Origin of the sequence: Actinomyces radicidentis (assembly GCF_001553565.1) — a bacterium.
GTDB classification, from domain to species: Bacteria; Actinomycetota; Actinomycetes; order Actinomycetales; family Actinomycetaceae; genus Actinomyces; species Actinomyces radicidentis.
In genome coordinates this window covers 593,890-612,826 of record NZ_CP014228.1, presented here as the reverse complement: position 1 = coordinate 612,826, position 18,937 = coordinate 593,890, and the positions used below count along the sequence as shown (strand labels likewise).

At 72.8% G+C, this 18,937-nt stretch carries 23 protein-coding genes and 1 pseudogene; 15 read left to right on the top strand and 9 right to left on the bottom strand.

All coding sequences use genetic code 11. The features are described from left to right. Positions 1-52: 52 nt before the first annotated feature. The 3 genes from AXF14_RS02645 (at position 53) to AXF14_RS02630 (ending at position 3,627) form a co-directional block, all read left to right on the top strand. The gene (locus AXF14_RS02645; RefSeq protein WP_067940607.1) at positions 53-652 is read left to right on the top strand and encodes a hypothetical protein; all 600 of its coding nucleotides are present in this window, start codon (positions 53-55) and stop codon (positions 650-652) included. Positions 653-752: 100 nt separating this feature from the next. Continuing rightward, positions 753-1,838: a redox-regulated ATPase YchF gene (gene ychF / locus AXF14_RS02640; protein WP_067940605.1), complete on the top strand. Its 1,086-nt coding sequence runs from the start codon at positions 753-755 to the stop codon at positions 1,836-1,838. A gap of 538 nt (positions 1,839-2,376) precedes the next feature. Continuing rightward, on the top strand, positions 2,377-3,627 hold the full coding sequence (locus AXF14_RS02630; RefSeq protein WP_067940600.1) for an IS256 family transposase: 1,251 nt from the start codon (positions 2,377-2,379) through the stop codon (positions 3,625-3,627). A gap of 25 nt (positions 3,628-3,652) precedes the next feature. Here AXF14_RS02630 and AXF14_RS02625 read toward each other — a convergent pair. Further along, a pseudogene (locus AXF14_RS02625) lies at positions 3,653-4,150 on the bottom strand (aminotransferase class I/II-fold pyridoxal phosphate-dependent enzyme); the annotation flags it as partial. Between the two features lie 169 nt (positions 4,151-4,319). Between AXF14_RS02625 and AXF14_RS02620 the strand changes: the two are divergent. Continuing rightward, positions 4,320-5,222, top strand: coding sequence for a TIGR01777 family oxidoreductase (locus AXF14_RS02620; protein WP_067940595.1), 903 nt, complete (start codon positions 4,320-4,322; stop codon positions 5,220-5,222). A gap of 19 nt (positions 5,223-5,241) precedes the next feature. Here the strand turns inward: AXF14_RS02620 and AXF14_RS02615 are convergent, their stop codons facing one another. Beyond that, positions 5,242-6,081, bottom strand: coding sequence for an aldo/keto reductase (locus tag AXF14_RS02615; protein ID WP_067940593.1), 840 nt, complete (start codon positions 6,079-6,081; stop codon positions 5,242-5,244). A 135-nt stretch (positions 6,082-6,216) separates the two neighbouring features. Here AXF14_RS02615 and AXF14_RS02610 point away from each other — a divergent pair, with 135 nt between their 5' ends. Genes AXF14_RS02610 through AXF14_RS02600 form a run of 3 tightly spaced genes read left to right on the top strand, consistent with a single transcriptional unit; the run spans position 6,217 to position 8,353 of the window. After that, on the top strand, positions 6,217-7,098 hold the full coding sequence (locus AXF14_RS02610; RefSeq protein ID WP_067940591.1) for an Nramp family divalent metal transporter: 882 nt from the start codon (positions 6,217-6,219) through the stop codon (positions 7,096-7,098). Between the two features lie 56 nt (positions 7,099-7,154). After that, positions 7,155-8,006, top strand: coding sequence for a class II glutamine amidotransferase (locus tag AXF14_RS02605; protein WP_067940586.1), 852 nt, complete (start codon positions 7,155-7,157; stop codon positions 8,004-8,006). Then, positions 8,003-8,353 carry a DUF2200 domain-containing protein gene (locus AXF14_RS02600; RefSeq protein WP_067940583.1) on the top strand — a complete coding sequence of 117 codons (351 nt, stop codon included), beginning with the start codon at positions 8,003-8,005 and terminating at the stop codon, positions 8,351-8,353. The genes AXF14_RS02605 and AXF14_RS02600 overlap by 4 nt, the downstream gene beginning before the upstream one ends. 48 nt (positions 8,354-8,401) lie before the next feature. Here the strand turns inward: AXF14_RS02600 and AXF14_RS02595 are convergent, their stop codons facing one another. Then, a complete protein-coding gene (locus AXF14_RS02595; protein ID WP_067940579.1) occupies positions 8,402-8,896 on the bottom strand; it encodes an MFS transporter in 495 nt (164 codons plus the stop codon). 253 nt (positions 8,897-9,149) lie between these two features. On the opposite strand from AXF14_RS02595, the gene AXF14_RS02590 reads away from it, so the two are divergent. After that, entirely contained in the window at positions 9,150-11,036 is a 1,887-nt protein-coding gene (locus tag AXF14_RS02590; protein ID WP_084355297.1) for a BCCT family transporter, read from the top strand. A 133-nt stretch (positions 11,037-11,169) separates the two neighbouring features. Beyond that, positions 11,170-12,048, top strand: a complete 879-nt coding sequence (locus tag AXF14_RS02585; protein WP_067940576.1) for a sulfurtransferase — start codon at positions 11,170-11,172, stop codon at positions 12,046-12,048. Positions 12,049-12,068: 20 nt separating this feature from the next. Here AXF14_RS02585 and arfB read toward each other — a convergent pair whose 3' ends face one another. Together arfB and AXF14_RS02575 are read right to left on the bottom strand one after the other, a co-directional pair. Further along, complete coding sequence (gene arfB, locus AXF14_RS02580; protein WP_067940573.1) at positions 12,069-12,509, bottom strand: alternative ribosome rescue aminoacyl-tRNA hydrolase ArfB; 441 nt, start codon at positions 12,507-12,509, stop codon at positions 12,069-12,071. Between the two features lie 28 nt (positions 12,510-12,537). After that, on the bottom strand, positions 12,538-13,032 hold the full coding sequence (locus AXF14_RS02575; RefSeq protein WP_067940569.1) for a lipoprotein LpqH: 495 nt from the start codon (positions 13,030-13,032) through the stop codon (positions 12,538-12,540). 227 nt (positions 13,033-13,259) lie between these two features. Between AXF14_RS02575 and AXF14_RS14315 the strand changes: the two genes are divergently transcribed. Both AXF14_RS14315 and AXF14_RS14310 read left to right on the top strand, forming a co-directional pair. Continuing rightward, a complete protein-coding gene (locus tag AXF14_RS14315; RefSeq protein ID WP_236755872.1) occupies positions 13,260-13,730 on the top strand; it encodes a hypothetical protein in 471 nt (156 codons plus the stop codon). Then, the gene (locus AXF14_RS14310; protein WP_236756168.1) at positions 13,625-13,996 is read left to right on the top strand and encodes a B3/B4 domain-containing protein; all 372 of its coding nucleotides are present in this window, start codon (positions 13,625-13,627) and stop codon (positions 13,994-13,996) included. Before AXF14_RS14315 ends, AXF14_RS14310 begins: the two co-directional genes overlap by 106 nt. A gap of 22 nt (positions 13,997-14,018) precedes the next feature. Here AXF14_RS14310 and AXF14_RS02565 read toward each other — a convergent pair whose 3' ends face one another. Beyond that, positions 14,019-14,615 (bottom strand): 1-acyl-sn-glycerol-3-phosphate acyltransferase, encoded by a 597-nt coding sequence (locus AXF14_RS02565; protein WP_067940565.1) that lies wholly within the window; start codon positions 14,613-14,615, stop codon positions 14,019-14,021. Between the two features lie 148 nt (positions 14,616-14,763). Between AXF14_RS02565 and AXF14_RS13515 the strand changes: the two genes are divergently transcribed. After that, complete coding sequence (locus tag AXF14_RS13515) at positions 14,764-15,099, top strand: DUF1801 domain-containing protein (RefSeq protein WP_150118398.1); 336 nt, start codon at positions 14,764-14,766, stop codon at positions 15,097-15,099. A gap of 121 nt (positions 15,100-15,220) precedes the next feature. On the opposite strand, the gene AXF14_RS02560 is transcribed toward AXF14_RS13515, so the two are convergent. After that, positions 15,221-15,715, bottom strand: a complete 495-nt coding sequence (locus AXF14_RS02560) for a beta-class carbonic anhydrase (protein ID WP_067940561.1) — start codon at positions 15,713-15,715, stop codon at positions 15,221-15,223. Between the two features lie 348 nt (positions 15,716-16,063). Here AXF14_RS02560 and AXF14_RS02555 point away from each other — a divergent pair, with 348 nt between their 5' ends. Further along, positions 16,064-16,267, top strand: a complete 204-nt coding sequence (locus tag AXF14_RS02555) for a cold-shock protein (RefSeq protein ID WP_067940558.1) — start codon at positions 16,064-16,066, stop codon at positions 16,265-16,267. A gap of 156 nt (positions 16,268-16,423) precedes the next feature. Beyond that, positions 16,424-16,936 carry a VOC family protein gene (locus AXF14_RS02550; protein WP_067940554.1) on the top strand — a complete coding sequence of 171 codons (513 nt, stop codon included), beginning with the start codon at positions 16,424-16,426 and terminating at the stop codon, positions 16,934-16,936. Between the two features lie 24 nt (positions 16,937-16,960). Here the strand turns inward: AXF14_RS02550 and AXF14_RS13510 are convergent, their stop codons facing one another. After that, positions 16,961-17,161, bottom strand: a complete 201-nt coding sequence (locus tag AXF14_RS13510; RefSeq protein ID WP_150118397.1) for a hypothetical protein — start codon at positions 17,159-17,161, stop codon at positions 16,961-16,963. Here AXF14_RS13510 and AXF14_RS02545 point away from each other — a divergent pair. Further along, the gene (locus AXF14_RS02545) at positions 17,160-17,624 is read left to right on the top strand and encodes a MarR family winged helix-turn-helix transcriptional regulator (RefSeq protein WP_067940551.1); all 465 of its coding nucleotides are present in this window, start codon (positions 17,160-17,162) and stop codon (positions 17,622-17,624) included. The two genes, AXF14_RS13510 and AXF14_RS02545, sit on opposite strands and share 2 nt — an antisense overlap. An 11-nt stretch (positions 17,625-17,635) precedes the next feature. Here the strand turns inward: AXF14_RS02545 and AXF14_RS02540 are convergent, their stop codons facing one another. After that, complete coding sequence (locus AXF14_RS02540; RefSeq protein ID WP_067940547.1) at positions 17,636-18,922, bottom strand: ferric reductase-like transmembrane domain-containing protein; 1,287 nt, start codon at positions 18,920-18,922, stop codon at positions 17,636-17,638. Positions 18,923-18,937: the final 15 nt, after the last annotated feature.

Genomic DNA, 18,937 nt, shown 5'->3' with positions numbered 1-18,937 from the left:
GTCACGCAGGACTCGCCCCCGTGGGCGAGTCGCGGCCGGGAGACGCGGACGCATGATCGGCGACGTGAACGAGCTCCTGCGCCTCTCCTCCGACGCCGCCGCGCACCTGCCCCTCATCGGCACCGCGACCCTCGCCGTCGTCCTCACCGGAGGGGCCGTGCTCGGGCACCTGAGGCGCAACGCGGCTGAACGGGCCGTCGCCGTCGCCCTCGCCCTCGTGCTGCCCGTCCTCGGCGTGCTCGCCGTCGGCGCCGGCCTCGTCGCCGCCCACGCGCGCGCCGCGGGAGCGGTGGTCGCCGGTGCGTCCCGCAGCTCCGACGGGGCTGCCGTCGTCCCGCTCGCCTCGCGGCTCGGCGTCGTCGGCTCGAGCGCCTGGTCGCCGCAGGGCGTCCCCGTGCTCGTCCTCGCCGCCGCGGCCGCCGGCGCCTGCATCGGCCTGCTCATCGTCACCGCCCGCAACCGCGAGCAGGAGATCCACGACGCCCGCGCCCACCGCCTTGCCGCCGCGCCCGCCGAGGGCCTGCGCGGCTGGGGCCTGCGCGTCGCGCTCGTGGCGGGCACCGCGCTCCTCGTCGCCGGGATGATCGGGCTCTTCGCCCACGACGTCCTCGGGGCGCCGACGACGTGGAGCGGGCTTCTCGGGTCCTTGTGAGCCGTGCCTCGGCGCCCGGGTCCGCCCGCGGGTAACCTGGTCCGTCGGCCCGTAGTCCGGTCGGTGGGGCGCCGTCGGGCCAGTCGCTAGACTCGCGGCCGTGGCCCTCACTATCGGAATCGTCGGACTGCCCAACGTCGGCAAGTCCACCCTCTTCAACGCCCTCACCCGCGCGACCGTGCTCGCGGCGAACTACCCCTTCGCCACCATCGAGCCCAACGTCGGCATCGTCCCGCTGCCGGACCCGCGCCTGGACCGCCTCACCGAGATGTTCAGCTCGGCCAAGACCGTGCCCGCGACCGTGTCCTTCGTGGACATCGCCGGCATCGTCCGCGGCGCCAGCGAGGGCGAGGGCCTGGGCAACCAGTTCCTCGCCAACATCCGCGAGGCCGACGCCATCTGCATGGTCACCCGCGCCTTCGACGACCCCGACGTCGTCCACGTCGACGGCAAGATCGAGCCCGCCAGCGACATCGAGACGATCGCCACCGAGCTCGTCCTCGCCGACATCCAGACCCTCGAGAAGGCCGTCCCTCGCCTCGAGAAGGAGCTGCGCGGCAAGAAGATCGACGCCTCCGTCCTCGACACCGCCAAGAAGGCGCTCGAGATCCTCGAGCAGGGCACGCTGCTCTCCGCCGTCGCCGAGAAGGAGGGGCTCGACGCCGAGGCGCTCAACTCCTTCCAGCTCATGACGACCAAGCCCTTCATCTACGTCTTCAACATGGACGACGCCGGCATGAACGACGAGGCCAAGCAGGCCGAGCTGCGCGCGCTGGTGGCCCCGGCCGAGGCGATCTTCCTCGACGCCCAGTTCGAGTCCGAGCTCGTCGAGCTCGAGCCCGAGGAGGCCGCCGAGATGCTCCACGAGAACGGGCAGGAGGAGTCCGGCCTGGACAAGCTCGCCCGCGTCGGCTTCGACACCCTCGGCCTGCAGACCTACCTCACCGCCGGTGAGAAGGAGTCGCGCGCCTGGACCATCCACAAGGGCTGGACCGCCCCGCAGGCCGCCGGCGTCATCCACACCGACTTCGAGCGCGGCTTCATCAAGGCCGAGATCATCTCCTACGACGAGCTCATGGAGCTCGGCAGCATCGCCGAGGCCCGCGCCCACGGCAAGATGCGCATGGAGGGCAAGGACTACGTCATGCGCGACGGCGACGTCGTGGAGTTCCGGTTCAACGTCTAAACCGCTGGATAGCAACGGAAAGGCTGTCGCAAGGGGCAAGAATAGCGTTGCCCTCCCCTCAGATTTGCCCTTCTGGGTGCCCTTTATTGCTCGATAGTGTGCCCTAAGACGCATTTGCCCATTCCTTGGAACCAGAAGCACGTCGGCCACTCCGGCATTACTGGCGGGGTCCCCGCGGAAGTTAGGGTTGGCCGGTGAGCCTCCTGGACAGTGTCGAACCGCGTAGCCGCGCCGTGCTTGACGCCCTGGACTCGGACCACCGGGAGTCGTTCGCCCAGTTCTTCACACCCGGCCCAGTCGCTCGCATCATGACCTCGCTTATTGAGTGTCCGCGGCGTGAAGTGGTGCGCGTGCCTGACCCGGGTGCGGGCGCAGGCGTGCTCACGGCGGCCGTCATTGACCGTCTTCGTGAGGCGAACCAGTGGAGTCCCGCATAGTGGTGTAACCGCTCGGTGGCCGGAGGCGTCGTGAACGTCGGCGCGGTCACCGTGTGATCCTTCGAGGAATCTCCTACAACCCTGTCAAAGGAGTCGTCACGATGACCGCTCCTCATATTGTCGACCCTGCAGGCCTACTTGCAGAAGCCTTGTCCGAGGCGTCGCCGGACCTGATGGGTGACCTGCTGCAGACAGTGATCAACGCGCTTTTGTCCGCGGACGCTGACGCCGTGTGCGGCGCCGAGTGGGGCAGGCCCAGCCCCGAGCGCACCGCGCAGCGCAACGGCTACCGCCACCGGCCTCTGGACACCCGCGTCGGCACGATTGACGTCGCTGTCCCCAAGCTACGCAAGGGCACCTACTTCCCCGAGTGGCTCATGGAGCGACGCAAGCGCTCCGAGGCGGCGCTGATCACCGTGGTCGCCGACTGCTACCTCGCTGGGGTCTCCACCCGCCGCATGGATCAGCTGGTCAAGACTGTGGGGATCGAGTCTGTGTCCAAGTCGCAGGTCTGGCGGATGGCCGCGGACCTGGACGAGCACGTCACCCAGTTCCGCCACCGCCCTCTGGGCGAGGCGTGCCCCTTCACGTTCGTCGCCGCCGACGCCCTGACGATGACGGTGGGTGAGGGCGGGCGCGTGGTCAACACGGTCGTCATGGTCGCCACCGGCGTCAACGCCGATGGACACCGCGAGGTCCTGGGAGCCCAGGTCGCCACTGCCGAGACCGGTGCGGCGTGGAACGCGGTCTTCGCGGACCTGGTGGCCCGGGGCCTTGCCGGGGTGCGGCTGGTCGCCAGCGACGCTCACGCCGGCCTGGTCGAGGCCATCAGCGCCAACCTCCCCGGCGCCTCGTGGCAGCGGTGCCGCACGCACTACGCCGCCAACCTCATGGCCGTCACCCCCAAGAGCCTGTGGCCCGCGGTCAAGGCCATGCTGCACTCGGTGTACGACCAGCCCGACGCCGCCGCGGTCAACGCCCAGTTCGACCGGCTCCTGGACTACGTCGCCGACAAGCTCTCCGCCGTCGCCGAGCACCCAGGCGCCGCACGGGACGACCTGCTGGCCTTCACCGCCTTCCCCAAGGACGTGTGGGTCCAGATCTGGTCCAACAACCCAGGCGAGCGTCTCAACAAGGAGGTCCGCCGCCGCACCGACTCCGTGGGCATCTTCCCCAACCGCGACGCCATCACCCGCCTGGTGGGAGCCGTCCTGGCCGAGCAGACCGACGAGTGGGCCGAAGGCCGCCGCTACCTCAGCCTCGAGGTCCTGGCCCGCTGCCGCCTCCACATCGTCCCCACCAATGAAAGCCAGACCATCACCGACCAGCACCTCCCAGCCCTGACCGCCTGACCCCCACAAGCAACCCGAAGAACGGTTACACCACACAAAGGGACGTGACCACGAGCCGACTGAGTGGCAGGTAGGCATCGGCGACGGCGTCCAGGCGCCGCTCCACTGCCGCCACCTCCTCCGCCGGCCCGGAGACCTCGATCCAGGCGAGCTTCGCGTGCGGGGCGGCCAGGCGCTTGGACAGCCCGTCCAGGGAGAAGGTGAGGACGTCGTCGCGGCCGGTCACGCGGACCCGGTCCGGGCATGCGGCGAGCTCGTGGTCGAGGAACACCTCATCGGCGATGAGCGGCAGCCCATGACGCCGGCAGATCGCAACCAGCCGCGCGTAGTCGTCCGCGGTGACGTAGGAGCCGGTGGGGTTGTTCGGGTTGATGACGATGAAGGCGCGCACCGGGCTGCCGTCGGCGTCGTCGAGCTGCTCCTCGACGTCGGCGACGTCGATCTCCCAGCGCCCGTAGCGGTGCAGCGGGTACGTCCTCGCTTCCACTGCCTCGAGCCGCGCGACCGACTCGATGAGGAGGTAGCGCGGGGTGGGGCGAGCACCGCGCCGCCGTGACGGGACAGAGGCCCGACGTGGCCGCGGGCGCTCAGGGGCCCCGCGGCCCGGTCGTCACCACTCGTGAGGACGAGCCCGCCCCGAGCGAGCACGCCGTCAGCGCGCGCGAGCCTCGCCCGACCGCTAACCTCGAACTATGTCACGCGTCATCATCGCCGGGGCCAGCGGCCTCATCGGATCCTCCCTCGTCACCGCCCTCAAGGACCGCGGGGACGAGGTCGTCCGCCTCGTCCGCCGCGGCTCCGGAGGGGAGTCCAGTCCCGGCGCCGCCACCTGGGACCCCTCCGCGCGTCAGCTCGACCCCTCCGTCCTCGAGGGGGCCGACGCCGTCATCGTCCTCAACGGCGCCAGCATCGCCAGGATCCCCTGGACCCGCTCCTACCGCCGTACCCTCGCGGTCTCCCGGCGCGACCCCGTGCGCACCGTCGTCACGGCGCTGCACACGATGCAGGGCGAGCGCCCGCGACTCCTGTCCGCCTCCGCCGTCGGCTACTACGGCTCCCGTCCCGGGGAGCGGCTCACCGAGACCGACCCGGCAGGGACCGGGTTCCTCGCCGGGCTGTGCGAGGCGTGGGAGCGCGAGGCCCTCAGCGCCGACGACGTCACCGACGTCAGCCTCTTGCGCACCGCCTCACTGCTGGACCAGGACGCGCTCCTGCGCCCCCTCATCCCCCTCACCCTCGCAGGCCTCGCCGGGCCGCTCGGCCCTGGCGACCAGGTCCTTCCCTGGATCACCCGTGAGGACGAGGTCCGCGCCATCCTCCACGTACTTGAAGCTGGCCTCACCGGCCCCGTCAACCTCGCCTCCCCCGCGCGAACCACCTTCGACGAGCTCGGTCGAGAGGTCGCGGACCGGCTCCACCGGCCGTACTGGCTCCCCGTGCCCGCACCTCTCCTGCGCGCCACGATGGGTCGCGGCCCGGCCGAGGGACTGCTCCTGGCCGACGCCGACGTGCGCCCCACGGCGCTCGAGGACTCCGGCTTCACCTTCCGTCACCCGGGGCTCGGGTCCGCCCTCGACGCCGCCCTCACGCACTGAGGGCGGCCCGGCTGAGCGCTCAGAGCGTCTCCAGCGGCACCGGGCCGTCCGGGGCGGGGAAGGCCTCGTCCAGCGCCGCCAGGTCCTCGTCCGTCAGCTCGAGCTCCGCGGCGCCGGCGTTCTCCCGGGCGCGCTCCGCGCTCGCGGACTTCGGGATCGCCAGGACGCTCCCGTCGCGCACGCACCAGGCGAGCGCCACCTGCGGCGGCGTCGCGCCGTGCGCGTCCGCCACGTCCTCGAGGACCTCGGACCCGGAGCCGAACAGCAGCCGCGCCTGCTCGAGCGGCGAGTACGCCATCACCGGCATACCCGCCTCGCGGGTCATCGGCAGCAAGTCGATCTCCGGGCCGCGCCGGGTGAGGTTGTAGAGCACCTGGTCGGTGACGCAGGCGTCCCCGCCGGGCACGCAGGCGAGCTCGCGCAGGTCGTCCGGGTCCAGGTTGGACACGCCCCAGGCGCCGATGAGGCCGTCGTCGACGAGGTCCTCGAAGCCGGCGACCGTCTCAGCCAGCGGGTACTGGCCGCGCCAGTGCAGGAGGTAGACGTCGAGGTGGTCCGTGCCCAGGCGCTCGAGGCTCGCCTCGCAGGCGCGGCGCACACCGCCGCGCGAGGCGTGGTGCGGGTAGACCTTCGAGACGAGGACGGCGTCGTCGCGCCGCCTGCGCAGCGCCTCGCCGACGACCTCCTCGGCGGCGCCGTCGCCGTACATCTCGGCGGTGTCGACCACCCTCAGCCCGGCGTCGAGGCCCGCGCGGATCGCCGCGACCTCCTCGGCGCGCGTGGCGCGGCCCTCGCCCATGTACCAGGTGCCCAGTCCGATGGCCGGCACCTCCTGACCTGCGAACTCCAGCGTTCTCATGTCCCCAACCTATCGCGTCGGCCCTCCACGGCGGCCGCCGTGTGCCGCTCCCGGTCCATCCACCGGGCCCGCCGAGCGCGCACGCAACCGCCTGCATCGGCTCGCGCACGTTCCCCGGACCCGATGAGGTGCCCCATGCCCCACACCGTCGACACCCTCCCCGACTCCCGTCCGACCCCTCCGTCTACCTGGACCCGCGCCCTTGGGCAGATCGGCCCCGGCATCGTCCTGGCCCTCGCCAGCGTCGGCGCCTCCGACATGGTGACCACCCTGAACTCCGGCGCCCAGTACGGCATGGCCCTCGCCTGGGTCTTCGTCGTCGGCCTCGTCATCAAGTACGCCGTCAACGACGCCGTCGCCCGCCTCCAGCTCAGCGACGACCGCTCCTTCTCCTCCCACCTCACCGACGCCGGCGGCCGCACCTTCCCGGTCCTCATCCTCATCGCCGAGCTCCTCATCGGGATCTTCGCCGTCGCCATGACCGCCGTCGGCGCCTACTGGCTCTACGGCAAGGGCTACGAGATCGACTCCAACGACGCCGTCTTCGAGGTCGGCGACATCATCGGCACGAACATCGGCTCCGTCGCCCACGTCCTGTTCCTCCTCGCCTTCTTCGCGGTCGTCTACTCCGGCGTGCTGGGCGGCTTCCAGGGCATCGCCTACGTCACCGGCGACTGCGTCCGCGTCATCCGCCGCTACCCGCACCAGGACGAGCCCGACTTCGACATGTCCGCCAAGGCCCCGGAGTTCCGCGGCGCCCTCCTGTGGCTGACGCTCTGGTCCGTGGTCATCCTCACCGCCGGCAAGCCGGTCACGCTGGTCCTCGTCTACGCGGCGATCAGCTCCCTCATGCTGCCGGTCCTCGCGATCGCCCTCCTCATCCTCCTCAACCGCTCGACGACGGCGGCCGAGCTGCGCAACGGGATCGTCTCCAACATCATGCTCGTCGCCTGCCTCGCCCTGTCCGGCTTCCTCGCACTGCTCCAGCTGCGTGAGACGCTCGCCGACCTGTTCTGAGACCCGCGTACGGTCGAGACGGTCCCCGCCCGCGCACCAGGAAGGAGACGGGATCCGTGTGCCGCCTGCTCGCCGTCGTCTCGCCCGCCCCGCGCACGCCGCGGGAGGTGCTCGGCGACGCCGTCGTCGACGTCTACCGCTCCATGTCCCGCCTCCACGCGGACGGCTGGGGCGCCGCCTGGATCGAGGAGGCCGGCTCCGAGGGCGGTGTCCCGGTCCTGCGCTCCCACCGGTCCCCGTCCAGCGCCGCCGACGACCCCGCCTTCGACGAGCGCACCGTGAGCCCCTCGCGCGCCACCCTCTTCCACCTGCGCTGGGCCTCCACCGGCATGGACGTCACCGGCCTCAACGCCCACCCCTTCGTGACGGACGGCGTCGCCGTCGCCCACAACGGTCTCATCGGGCCCGCGTCCGAGGTCGAGGAGCTCCTGCCCGACGACGTCCGCGACCTCCCACGCGGCGGCACCGACTCCGAGCGCATGGCCGCCCTCATCCACCACCACCTGCGCGCCGGCGCGGACCTCGGCGAGGCCGTGGCCCTCGCGACCGGGGCCCTGCGCGAGCGCTTCCCCGCCTCGAGCCTCAACATGCTGGCCCTGAGCAGTCGGACGCTCGTCGTCGTGCGCGCCTCGGCCGACGCCGTCGCCGACACCGACGGCATGCGCGCCGCCGGCCTCACCGACGACACGGCCCCGGCGAGCCACCTGGACGGCGGCTACTTCCGCATGGGGGTGCGCCGCTTCGACGACGGCTCGATCGCCTTCTCCTCCTCGGGCATCCCGCGCGACGGCTTCCAGCTCCTGCCCGACGAGACCGTCACCGCCGTCGACCTCACCACGCTGCGCATCGACCAGCGGCCCGTCCTCCCGGGCTCCGCCGAGCCGGCCACCGCTACGATCCCGGTATGACCCACCGGATCCTCACCACCACCTGGGGCACGATCCACCCCATGTACGCCGCCAAGGTCGAGCGCAAGGGGCAGCCGATCGAGCACCTCGACCGCGTCATCACCTGGCTCACCGGCTACAGCGAGACCGACCTTGCCCGCGTGCGCGAGGACGGCGCCACGATGGAGGACTTCTTCGCCCAGGCGCCCGCCCTCAACCCGAACCGCGAGCTCATCACCGGCTCGATCTGCGGGGTCAAGGTCCAGGAGGTCGAGGACCCGACGATGCGCCTCATCCGCCAGCTCGACAAGCTCGTCGACGAGGTCGCCAAGGGTCGCCCCATGGAGAAGGTCCTCCGCAGCACCTGAGGAGCGGCTGTGGGCGTGCGGGACGCGGACCGGGCAGTGGCCCGCGACTCACCCGCGCTCGTCGCGGTCCATCAGACGGTTGAGACGCTCGGACATGACGAGGCCGAGGACGACGAGGGTGCCCAGGTACCAGGGCAGGGGGTGCGGCGAGGTCCACCCGGCGGGCCGGCTCGCGTCGGTGATGAGCGCGCGGCCCATGATGAAGGGGCTGATCGAGGCGCCCACGCCGCACATGGCGTGCAGCCAGTTCATGTGCCGCGCCTTGTAACGCACGGCCGCGACGTTGTTGAGCGCGGCGTCGACGGCGCCCGCGCCGAGCCCGTACGGCACCGCCCACAGGCGCAGCGCCCAGTACGAGCGGGCGGAGGAGAAGCCGAGGAGCGCGACCGCCGTCGTCGCCACGGAGAGCGCGGTGACGAGGCCGGAGCCGACGAGGGAGTCGGGCAGACCCAGGCTGATGCAGGCGAGGTAGGTGATCGCGAGGAGGAGGGAGGGCGCGGGACGTCCTTGTCGGGCCCGGGCTCTGGCGGGGTGAGTGACCACCGTAACGACCGTGCGGTCGGTTTCGCGAGGGTGCGTCCGTTGGTGACGGGCCGCCCGCGGCGGTGAGGGGGTGAACCGGGGTGAGTCTGCCCCGGTATGGCGCGGAAGAAGCGGGTGACTGATGATGAGTTCCTGCCACTTGATAGGATCCGCATACAACCTACGAGCACGACGCAGTCGGGCGGCCGGTCGCCGCACCCGCGCCGGCGATGGTCCCGTGACGCCCCGGTCGTGCCCCGCACGGAAGGAAGACATGTCCGATCCCCAGACCCCGGACTCCCAGAACCTCCACCCGGCTCCGCCCGGCGAGCCCGCCCCCGCCGCCGAGCAGACCTCCACCGCCGCGAGCGAGCTGCGCGACCTCCTCGTCGCCAGCCGTGACACGGTCGCCTCCGCCGCCCCCGCCGCCGAGGAGATCACCTACGAGGCGGACAACAACGACGCCAAGGTCGACTGGCTCGTCGCCCTGCCCGCCGCCCTCATCGCCCTCGCCGTCGTCATCTGGGGACTGAGCTCCCCCGACAGCTTCGCCTCCGTCGCCGACTCCGCCCTCGGTGGCCTCCTCCACGGCTTCGGCTGGGCCTTCGTCCTGTTCACGACGGTCTTCGTCGTCTTCGTCGTCATCATCGCGGTCTCCCGCTTCGGCCAGATCAAGCTCGGCCGCCCCGACGAGGAGCCCGAGTTCTCCACCGGCTCGTGGATCGCCATGATGTTCGCCGCCGGCATGGGCATCGGGCTCATGTTCTACGGTGCCTCCGAGCCGCTGACCTTCTACCGCGACGGCATGCCCGGGCATCAGGCCCACGAGGTCGGCACCGCGATGGCGCAGGCGATGTTCCACTGGACCCTGCACCCGTGGGCCGTGTACGCGATCGTCGGTCTCGCCATCGCCTACTCCACCTACCGCATCGGACGGCCGCAGCTCCTCTCCGCCGCCTTCACCCCGCTGGTCGGCGAGAAGCTCGCCAAGGGCTGGCTCGGCAAGATCATCGACATCGCCTCGATCGTCGCCACCGTCTTCGGTACCGCCTGCTCCCTGGGCCTCGGCGCCCTCCAGATCGGCGCGGGCCTGCAGGCCTCCGGACTCATCGACGACCCGAGCACCAAGGTCATCATCGGCATCGTCCTCGTCCTCACCCTCGCCTACCTGCTCTCCGCCATGTCCGGCGTCGGCAAGGGCATCCAGTACCTCTCGAACGCGAACATGGTCATCGCAGCCGTCCTCGCCGTCTTCGTCTTCGTCCTCGGCCCGACGGTCTCCGAGCTCAACCTCATCCCGGGCTCGATCGGCTACTACCTCTCGGAGTTCTTCGAGATGGCCGGCCGCACCGCGGAGTCCGCCGACGGCACGGCCGGTGACTGGCTCGGCAGCTGGACGATCTTCTACTGGGCGTGGTGGATCTCCTGGAGCCCCTTCGTCGGCATGTTCATCGCCCGCATCTCGCGCGGTCGCTCGATCCGCGAGTTCTGCCTCACCGTCCTCTTCGTCCCCGCCGGCGTCTCCGTGGTCTGGTTCGCCATCATGGGCGGCACCGCCATCACCCTCGAGCGCGCCGGCGAGTCGATCTGGGGCGACGGCTCCGCGGAGACCCAGCTCTTCGCCCTGCTGCACACGATGCCCGGTGGCACGATCGCCGGCTTCGTGGCGATGGTCCTGCTCGCGACCTTCTTCATCACGTCGGCGGACTCCGCCTCCACGGTCATGGGCTCGATGAGTCAGCGCGGCCGGGCGACGGCCAGCCCCTGGCTCTCCGCCCTCTGGGGCCTGATCACGGCCGGGATCGGCCTGACGCTCCTGCTCTCGGGCGACGGCGCGAACGCCCTCAACAACCTGCAGAGCGTCACGATCATCGCGGCGAGCCCCTTCCTCATCATCCTCGTCGCCCTCATGTTCGCCATCGTCAAGGGGCTGCGCGAGGACGTCATCTACCTCGAGTACCGCGAGCACCAGCAGTGGCAGCGCCGGCTCGCTCGCGAGCGCCGCCTCCACCGCGAGCAGCTCGAGGTCGAGGCACTGCGCCAGCGCATGCACCCGCGCGGGCCCCGCACCCCGCGCAAGGGGCGCGCGCCCAGGTCCGAGCAGCACGCGGGCTCCCACGACGCCGGCGTCACGGACGCCGACCCGGCCCCGAAGGGCTGAGTCCCGGCGCACGCCGCGGACGCGGTAGGAGGCGGCCGTCCCCCAGCGGGGCGGCCGCCTCCCGTCTCTTCGGCGGGTCCGGGGACGGCCCCACGGGCCCGCAGGGGCGGGACGCTCGCCCTACGCTTCAGCCATGAGCGCCACCACCTCGCCCCTTTTCACCGCCGCCGAGCTCGCCGCCGCCCTGAACGGCCCGGAAGGGGTGCGCCCCGTCGTCCTCGACGTGCGCTATCCCGGCGTCGGCTCCACCGAGGACGGTCACGCCCAGTACCTCGCCGGCCACGTCCCCGGCGCCGCCTACGTCCCCCTCGACGACGCCCTCGCCGCGCCGCACGTCCCCGGCGTCACCGGCCGCCACCCCCTGCCCCTGCCCGCCGTCCTCCAGGACGCGATGCGGTCCGCCGGCGTGCGCGAGGACCGTCCCGTCGTCGTCTACGACGACTGGCTCTCGATCGCCGCCGCCCGCGCCTGGTGGCTGCTGCGCTGGGCCGGGCACGACGACGTCCGTGTCCTCGACGGCGGCTGGCGCGCCTGGCGCGGCTCCGGCTGCACGGTCGAGACCGGCGAGGCGGCGCCCGAGCCCGGTGACCTCACCGTCCGCCCCGGCCACCGCCGCACCGTCGACGCCGACGGCGCCGCCGCCCTCGCCCGCGACGGAGTCCTCCTCGACGCCCGCCCCGCCGGCCGCTTCCGCGGCGAGGGCGAGACCATCGACCCCGTCGCCGGGCACGTCCCCGGCGCCCGGTCCCTGCCCGCCATGGGGCTCGTCGACGACGCCGGGCGCTTCCTCGCGCCGGAGGCTCTCGCAGCACGGCTGGCCGCCGTCGGCGTCGAGCCCGGAACCGACGGCGCGAAGGTCGGCATCTACTGCGGCTCCGGCGTCCAGGCCTGCCACGCGGCGCTCGCGGCCGAGGCCGCCGGCGTCGTCGCTGACCCGGCCGTCTACGCCGGCTCGTGGAGCGAGTGGGTCACCGACCCCTCGCGTCCCGTCGCCACCGGGGCCGGGGACTGAACCGGGCGATCCGCGGGCTCTTACTCAGCGCCCGGCCGGCGCCGCTGGGCCTTCAGCTCCGAGCGCCGCTTCTTCGCGGCGAGCCTGCGCCGCTTCGATCCGCGCGTCGGCTTCGTCGCCCGCCGCACCGTCTCCGGGGCGAGCGAGGCGCGCAGCAGCGCCCCCAGACGCGCCCGCGCCGCCTTGCGGTTGCGGAGCTGGGAGCGGTCGTCCGCCGCCGCGACCGTGAGGACCGTGCCGTCGAGCCGCTCGGCCAGGCGCACCAGGGCCCGCTCGCGCTGCTTGTCGGTGAGCGCCGTCGTCGTGGCGAGGTCGAGGCTCAGCTGGACGCGCGAGTCCGAGGTGTTGACGCCCTGTCCTCCCGGCCCGGAGGCGTGGGAGAACTGCTCGTGCAGCTCGCCCGCCGGGACGGTGAGGCCCTTCGGGCAGCCGGGGCCGGGCTCGATGCGCAGGTCGTCCATGTCGAGGAGGAGTCGGGCGCGCGCCCGCTCAGGGGCAGGTGATGGTGAGCTCGAAGGGGACCACCGGTGAGCCCGGGGCGGGGGAGGCGTCCGTCGAGGTCGTGCCCTCGCCGCGCACCGTCCACGTCTTCCCGTCCTGCTCCGCGATGGCGCTGCCGACGTTGAAGCCGTCGGAGTAACTCACCGGTCCGGACTCGGCGGTGGTGATGTCGGCGAGGAGGACCTGCCCGTCGGCGTCGATGACGACGCTCGCGGAGGAGCCCGCGGTGCCCGACTGCGAGGCGACCGCGATGGTCGTCCGGGCGGCGTCGGACGGGCAGGCGACCCCGGCGTCCGGGATCGTCACGGCCTCGTCGTTGACGGTGCCCTTGAACGAGCCGCCGACCGCGATGACGGTGCTCGACGGCGTGGGAGAGGCGGAGGCGGATGCGGAGTCGGAGGAGCCGGAGCACGCGCCCAGGGCGAGGGCGGCGACGGCGGTGAGGCCGCGGGCCGAGAGGCGGCGGGTGCTGGAGTGACTCATGAGGGTCCTTGCGTCGGGACGGGGTGCGTCGCCGCGGCGGACCGCGGCGCCACCGAGGGTAGGCGCCGTTCCGTGCCGGGGTGGGGAGCCGCTCCGCGCCGGGGCGGTGCGCACCCGCCGGACCGCCGTCCGGACCTCCGCGTCTCGCCCGCCGGGACGGCCCTACGCTCGAGCCGAGCAGCCGGGGCCGCGAGCCGGCCCGGACCGACCGACGCGAGGAACCCACCATGCCTGAGACCAGGACCGCCCGCGTCAGCGCCGGGGCCGCCGCCTTCCTCGCCGACTGCGCCGTCGACCCCGCCGTCCTCGAGCTGCGCCCCGACTACCGCGCGATGCTCGTCGTCGTCGAGGGCATCGACGCCGGTGCCCCGTCCTCGGTCGCCGACGGCCTCATCGCCGCGGCTGAGGAGCGCGCCCGCGAGCTCCTCGCCGGCACCCCCGTCATCGAGCTGCCGCACGTCGCCGTTTGGCGCGAGGCCTACAAGGCCTTCGGCGCCAAGCTCAAGCGCACCCGCAACAGCCTCGAGGCCCTCACCCGCCGCGCCGGCGACGGCCTTCCGCGCGTCAACGCGCTCACCGACCTCTACAACGGATCTCCGTCCTCTACCAGATCCCCCTCGGCGGTGAGGACCTCGCCCGCTATGAGGGGCCGGCCCGCCTTGTGCGCGCCACCGGCGAGGAGGACTTCGACACGATGAGCTCGGGTGAGGGCGTCATCGAGTACCCCGAGCCCGGCGAGGTCGTCTGGCGCGACGACGGGGGCGTCACCTGCCGCCGCTGGAACTGGCGCCAGTGCCGCCGTACCGCCCTCACCGACGAGACCCAATCCGTCTACATCGTCCTCGACCTCCTCGAGCCCGTCTCCGACGACGAGGCGAACGCCGCCGTCGACGCCCTCCTCGAGGCGCTCGCGCCGCTCGGCGAGGACGTCCGCTCTGCGCGGCGCCTCATCGGCCGCGACTGAGCTGGCCCGCGCCGACCGCGCCTCAGGCGCCGGCCGAGCCCGAGGCCGCCTCGTCCTCGGTGCGCAGCCGCGGGACGCAGGTGAGCTCGGGCCGTACGCCCTGCTTGCCGTCGTAGAAGGCGCGGATGACGTCCATGTCCGCGCGCACGTCCCCGGTGAGCCGGTACGTGGGGCCCCAGCCGAAGGTGCGGTCGCGACGGTCGATGAAGCCGAGCTGGATCGGCACGTCCGCCGCGGTCGCGATCCGGTAGAAGCCGGACTTCCAGTACTCGCGCCGCCCGCGCGTGCCCTTCGGCGTGAGGCACAGGGTGAAGGGGGCTCCGTCGGCGAAGCGCTCGATCATCTGCTCGACCAGGCCGTGCGAGGCGGAGCGCTCCACCGGGATCCCGCCGATCCCGCGGATGAGTCCGCCGATGACCGGGGCGTGCGCCGCGGAGTCCTTGACGAGGAAGCGGAAGTCGCGATCCGTCGACCACAGCGAGACGGCCATGAGGACGCCGTCGAGGTAGGAGGTGTGGGGCGCCCCGATGAGGACGACCCGCTCCGGCATCTCCTGCGTGACCACCCTCCACGGCGAGACGGCGAGGAAGGCGCGGGCGACGGCGTGCTTGAGGCTCACGGGACCTCCGGGGGGAGCGGGGCGGACGGGGTGGTGGTGCGCCGCCACTCTAGGGCGCGGGAGGCCCCGCGCGCGCCCCGCCCGGTGCTGACGCAGGGGCGGCCCGCAGCGCCCGCGGGTGGCGACGCTCCGCGGCCGACCGCCGGGCATGCTCCCGCCATGGCCGCGAGCGAGAACAAGATCCAGCCGACCGACGTGCCCGTCGCCGACTTCCTCGACGGCGTCGCCGAGGGCCGCGCCGGGCGCCGTCGAGGTCGTCTCCTACGGCCTCATCGGCTACCGGATCGGCAAGCCCAAGGCCTGCCGGATGTACGTCTCCGGCTGGAAGGACCACGGCGCCGTCTACCTGGTGCCAAGGGACGAGGCCCTCGAGGCGGAGCTCGCGCCCTACCGCCACGGCAAGGGCACCCTGTGGTTCCCGCTCGACGAGCCCCTGCCCCGTGACCTGCTCCTGCGCACCGCGGCCTTCATGACCCGGCCCTGACCCGCAGACGGGCTGCTGAACCGCCGCCCCGGGACGACGTCGAGCCCGGGCCCGCTGGAGAGCGGGCCGGGGTTCGAGGTCGTGAGTACCTCCGGGCGGGAGCACCCGGAGGGCGAGGGACTCAGACCGTCTCGACCTCGCGGAGCTCGCCGGTGGCGACGTCGAAGACGAAGCCGCGCACGGAGTCCTTGTGCGACAGGTACGGGTCGGCGGCCACGCGGGCGAGGGAGTCCCGCACGTCGGCGTCGAGGTCGGCGAAGTCGCGGGAGCTCCACTCGGGGCGCGAGCCGGTCTCGGACTCGATGGAGTCGCGGAACTCGGCGTCCTTGAAGCTGAGCATGCCGCAGTCGGTGTGGTGGATGAGGACGATCTCGCGGGTGCCGAGCAGGCGCTGGCTGATGGCGAGATAGCGCAGGACGTCCTCGGTGATGACGCCGCCGGCGTTGCGGATGACGTGGGCCTCGCCCTCGCCCAGGCCGAGGAGGCGGTAGACGTCGAGGCGGGCGTCCATGCAGGCGACGACGGCGACCTGCTTCGACGGCGGGAGGGCGAGCGTGCCCTCGAAGCCCTTGGCGTAGGCGGCGTTGTTCTCGAGCAGCTCCGGGATGACGGACACGGTGGTCTCCTTCGTGGTGGTGGTGCCCCTGGAGCCTAGGAAGGCGGGCGCGTGAGGCGAACCCGCGTCCCGGGACCTCTCACCTGCTGGGACGTGCGCCGCCCGACCGCCCTGCCGGGGACCCGGTGGCTGAGCCGGCGCCGTCCGACACGGTTCGGCCACGGCCCCCGCGCGGTCCCCAAGCGGGCCCGCACCGAGGGACCATGGCGTAGGGTGAAGCCATTGTTCGACAGTTGGCTGCTCCGATCGGAGCCCGGCCACGGGGCCTCACGGTTCCTTCTGCTCGCTCGAGCATGCTCCAGGGAGTGCCCGACCCGCGGTCGCTCCACCCTCCAGAAGGAAGATCTCATGGCCACCGGAACCGTCAAGTGGTTCAACCCCGACAAGGGCTTCGGCTTCATCCAGCCCGACGACGGCACGGACGACGTCTTCGTCCACTTCTCCGCCATCAACTCCACCGGCTTCCGCTCCCTCGACGAGGGCGCCAAGGTCGAGTACGACGTCGAGTCGGGCCCCAAGGGCCTCCAGGCCGCCAACGTCACCACCATCTGAGCACCCGCTGACCGCCCCGCACGGGGCGTCACGGTTGTCGATCGGGCCGCCGTCCCCTCCCGGGGACGGCGGCCCGATCGCGTCCCTGGGGTGGAACGGGACCGGCGACCACGGCGGGCGCGGACTACGGTGGGGAGCAGGTGAGAAGAGACCACCATGACCACTCGAGGCATCGGCCACGTCGGCGTCACCGTCCCCGACCTCGACGCCGCGACGGACTTCTTCGTCCGCGCGCTCGGCGCCCAGGTCCTCTACGACACGCTCCCCAGGGAGGACGGCCCCAAGGCCGGCGACCCCACCGATGAGCGCCTCGGCGTCCCGCTCGGCACCGAGGAGTGCGCGATCCGGATGATCCGCCTGCCCAACGGCCCGGGCCTCGAGCTCTTCGAGTTCCGTGGCCCGCGCCAGCAGGACCCGTCCCTGCCCTGCGACCTTGGCTGGCAGCACGTCGCCGTCTACACCGACGACATCGAGGCGACCTCGGCGGACGTCGTCGCCGCCGGAGGCAGCATGCTCGCCGCGCCCCGCCCGCTGCCGAGCGTCGAGGCCGGTGACGGCAACCGCTTCGTCTACGCCCGCACCCCGTGGGGATCGACTCTCGAGCTCATCAGCTACCCCTCGCCCCAGCCGTACACGGAGACGACCGAGCTGCGCCGCTGGCGCCCCTGACCGGGCGGCCTGCGCGCGGCGGTCTCAGCGCGTCGAGGCGCTCACCGTGGTCGTGCCCCGGCGTCGCAGCACCTCGTCGACGGCGATGAGCGCGGCCACCAGCGCGAAGCCCGCGGAGCCGAGCACCAGTACCGTGGCGGCGTCGGCGCCGGGCGCGAGGAGGTCGCCTGGGGGACGACGGCTCCGGTTGTGGTGACGTGTCAACACGGGCAGGATGTCCGGCATGGCACAGGGAGAGGGCCTCGCCGTCCCGGGCGATGACGAGAGCGCCGCGCGCGACTACGAGCTCTGGTCCCTCCTCAAGGAGGCCTTCCACGCCGTCGAGCGCGACGTCGTCGCCGCCGCCTCCACCGCCGCGGACGTGACCGACACCGAGATCGCCGTCCTCGTCCGCCTCGACGTCGCCGGGACCTCACTGCGCTCCTCCGCGCTCGCGGGCGCGCTCGGCTGGGAGCGCAGCCGCGTCTCCCACCTCCTGGCCCGTATGGAGTCCCGGGGCCTCGTGCGGCGCGAGTCCGGCGCCGGCGCGGTCGCCGTCCACCTCACCGGGGAGGGCGCGCGCCGCCTCGGCGCCGCCCGGCCCGCGCGCCTGCGAGCCGTCCGCCGCCGCCTCGTCGAGCCCGTCGGGGACGACGGCGCCGAGGACCTCGCCCGGCTCCTGCGCCGGGTGGTCGCCGCCGGCCGCTGAGGACGACGGGGTCAGCGCCAGGCGAAGCGCTCGGCGTGCAGCCGCTCCGTGGAGCGCTCGGCCCGCCGCAGCGCCGCGCGGACCGCCTTCGTGAGGTCCTGTGGCCCGCACACGTACCAGGACGCCTCCGCCGGGGCGTCCGCGACGAGCGCGTCGAGGGTCTCGTCCTCGAGCCTGTCACCCGACTCCGTGAAGGCGGGCACCACCGTGAGCCAGTCGAGCTCCTCTCCGGCCGCGCGCAGCTCCTCCCAGGCCGGAGCGTCCTCCTGGGAGTGCGCGGCGACGACGAGCCGGACCGGCCAGCGCTCCGGCGGCTCGCCGCCCGCCGCGCGCGTCGCCCGATCCTCGGTCAGCACCGGGCGGATCGTCGCCAGGAAGGGCGTGACGCCGGAGCCGCCCGCGACCCAGACCTCCGGAGTGCCGGAGGTCGCCGGGAGGAAGCCGCCGAAGGGACCGTCGATGAGCACCTCGTCACCGACGTCGAGCCCGTCCTGGAGCAGAGCCGTCCAGTCGCCCACGGCCCGCACCATGACGGACAGTCCGTGCTCGTCCGAGCGCGTCACCGTGAAGGGGTGCCCCTCGCGGACGCCGCCGGGCGACGCCGTGAGCACGATGAACTGCCCGGGCCGCACCGGTGGGACGCGGCCGCCGTCGTCGGAGGGGACGAGGTCCACCTCGAGGGCCCGCTCCCGCGGCGTCGTCGCGGTGACCCTCATCCGCCGACCGCCGAGGTAGCGGTGGTGGATGCGCTGCGCGATCCCGCCAAGACCGATGACGGCGAGAACCGCGGTCCACGCCGTCGTCACCGCGCCGTGACCGTGGCCCGTGGCCGCCGCGACGACGGCGTGCAGCGTGAGGATGAGGAAGGCGGCCCCGGCCAGAGAGCCGTGCACCTTCTGGAAGCGCGAGTGCGACACGTCGGACAGGGCGACCGCAGCCGTCCCCGCCAGGACGAGCAGCCCCAGCGCGCCGAGCCCGATGACGAGCGGCTGCGGCTCGATGATGCCGACGCTCGAGGCCGAGGCCGTCGTCGCCAGGGTGAGGTGGGCGAGCACGAGGACGAGCGCCGTGATGCCGAGGACCTTGTGGACCCCGTAGGCCCGGTCGAGGGGCCCGAGGACCGTCTCCACGAGCGGCAGCCGCGTCGAGATGCCGATCGCCATCGCCAGGCAGGCGTAGGCGGAGGTGCCCAGCGCGAGGACCACCGCGATGAACGGTCCGGAGCCCGGGGCGGCGGCGACGAGCACGGAGACGGCGATGACGGTCACGGACAGCAGGACGGGGAACCAGCGGCGCACCCTGCGAGGGTAGCG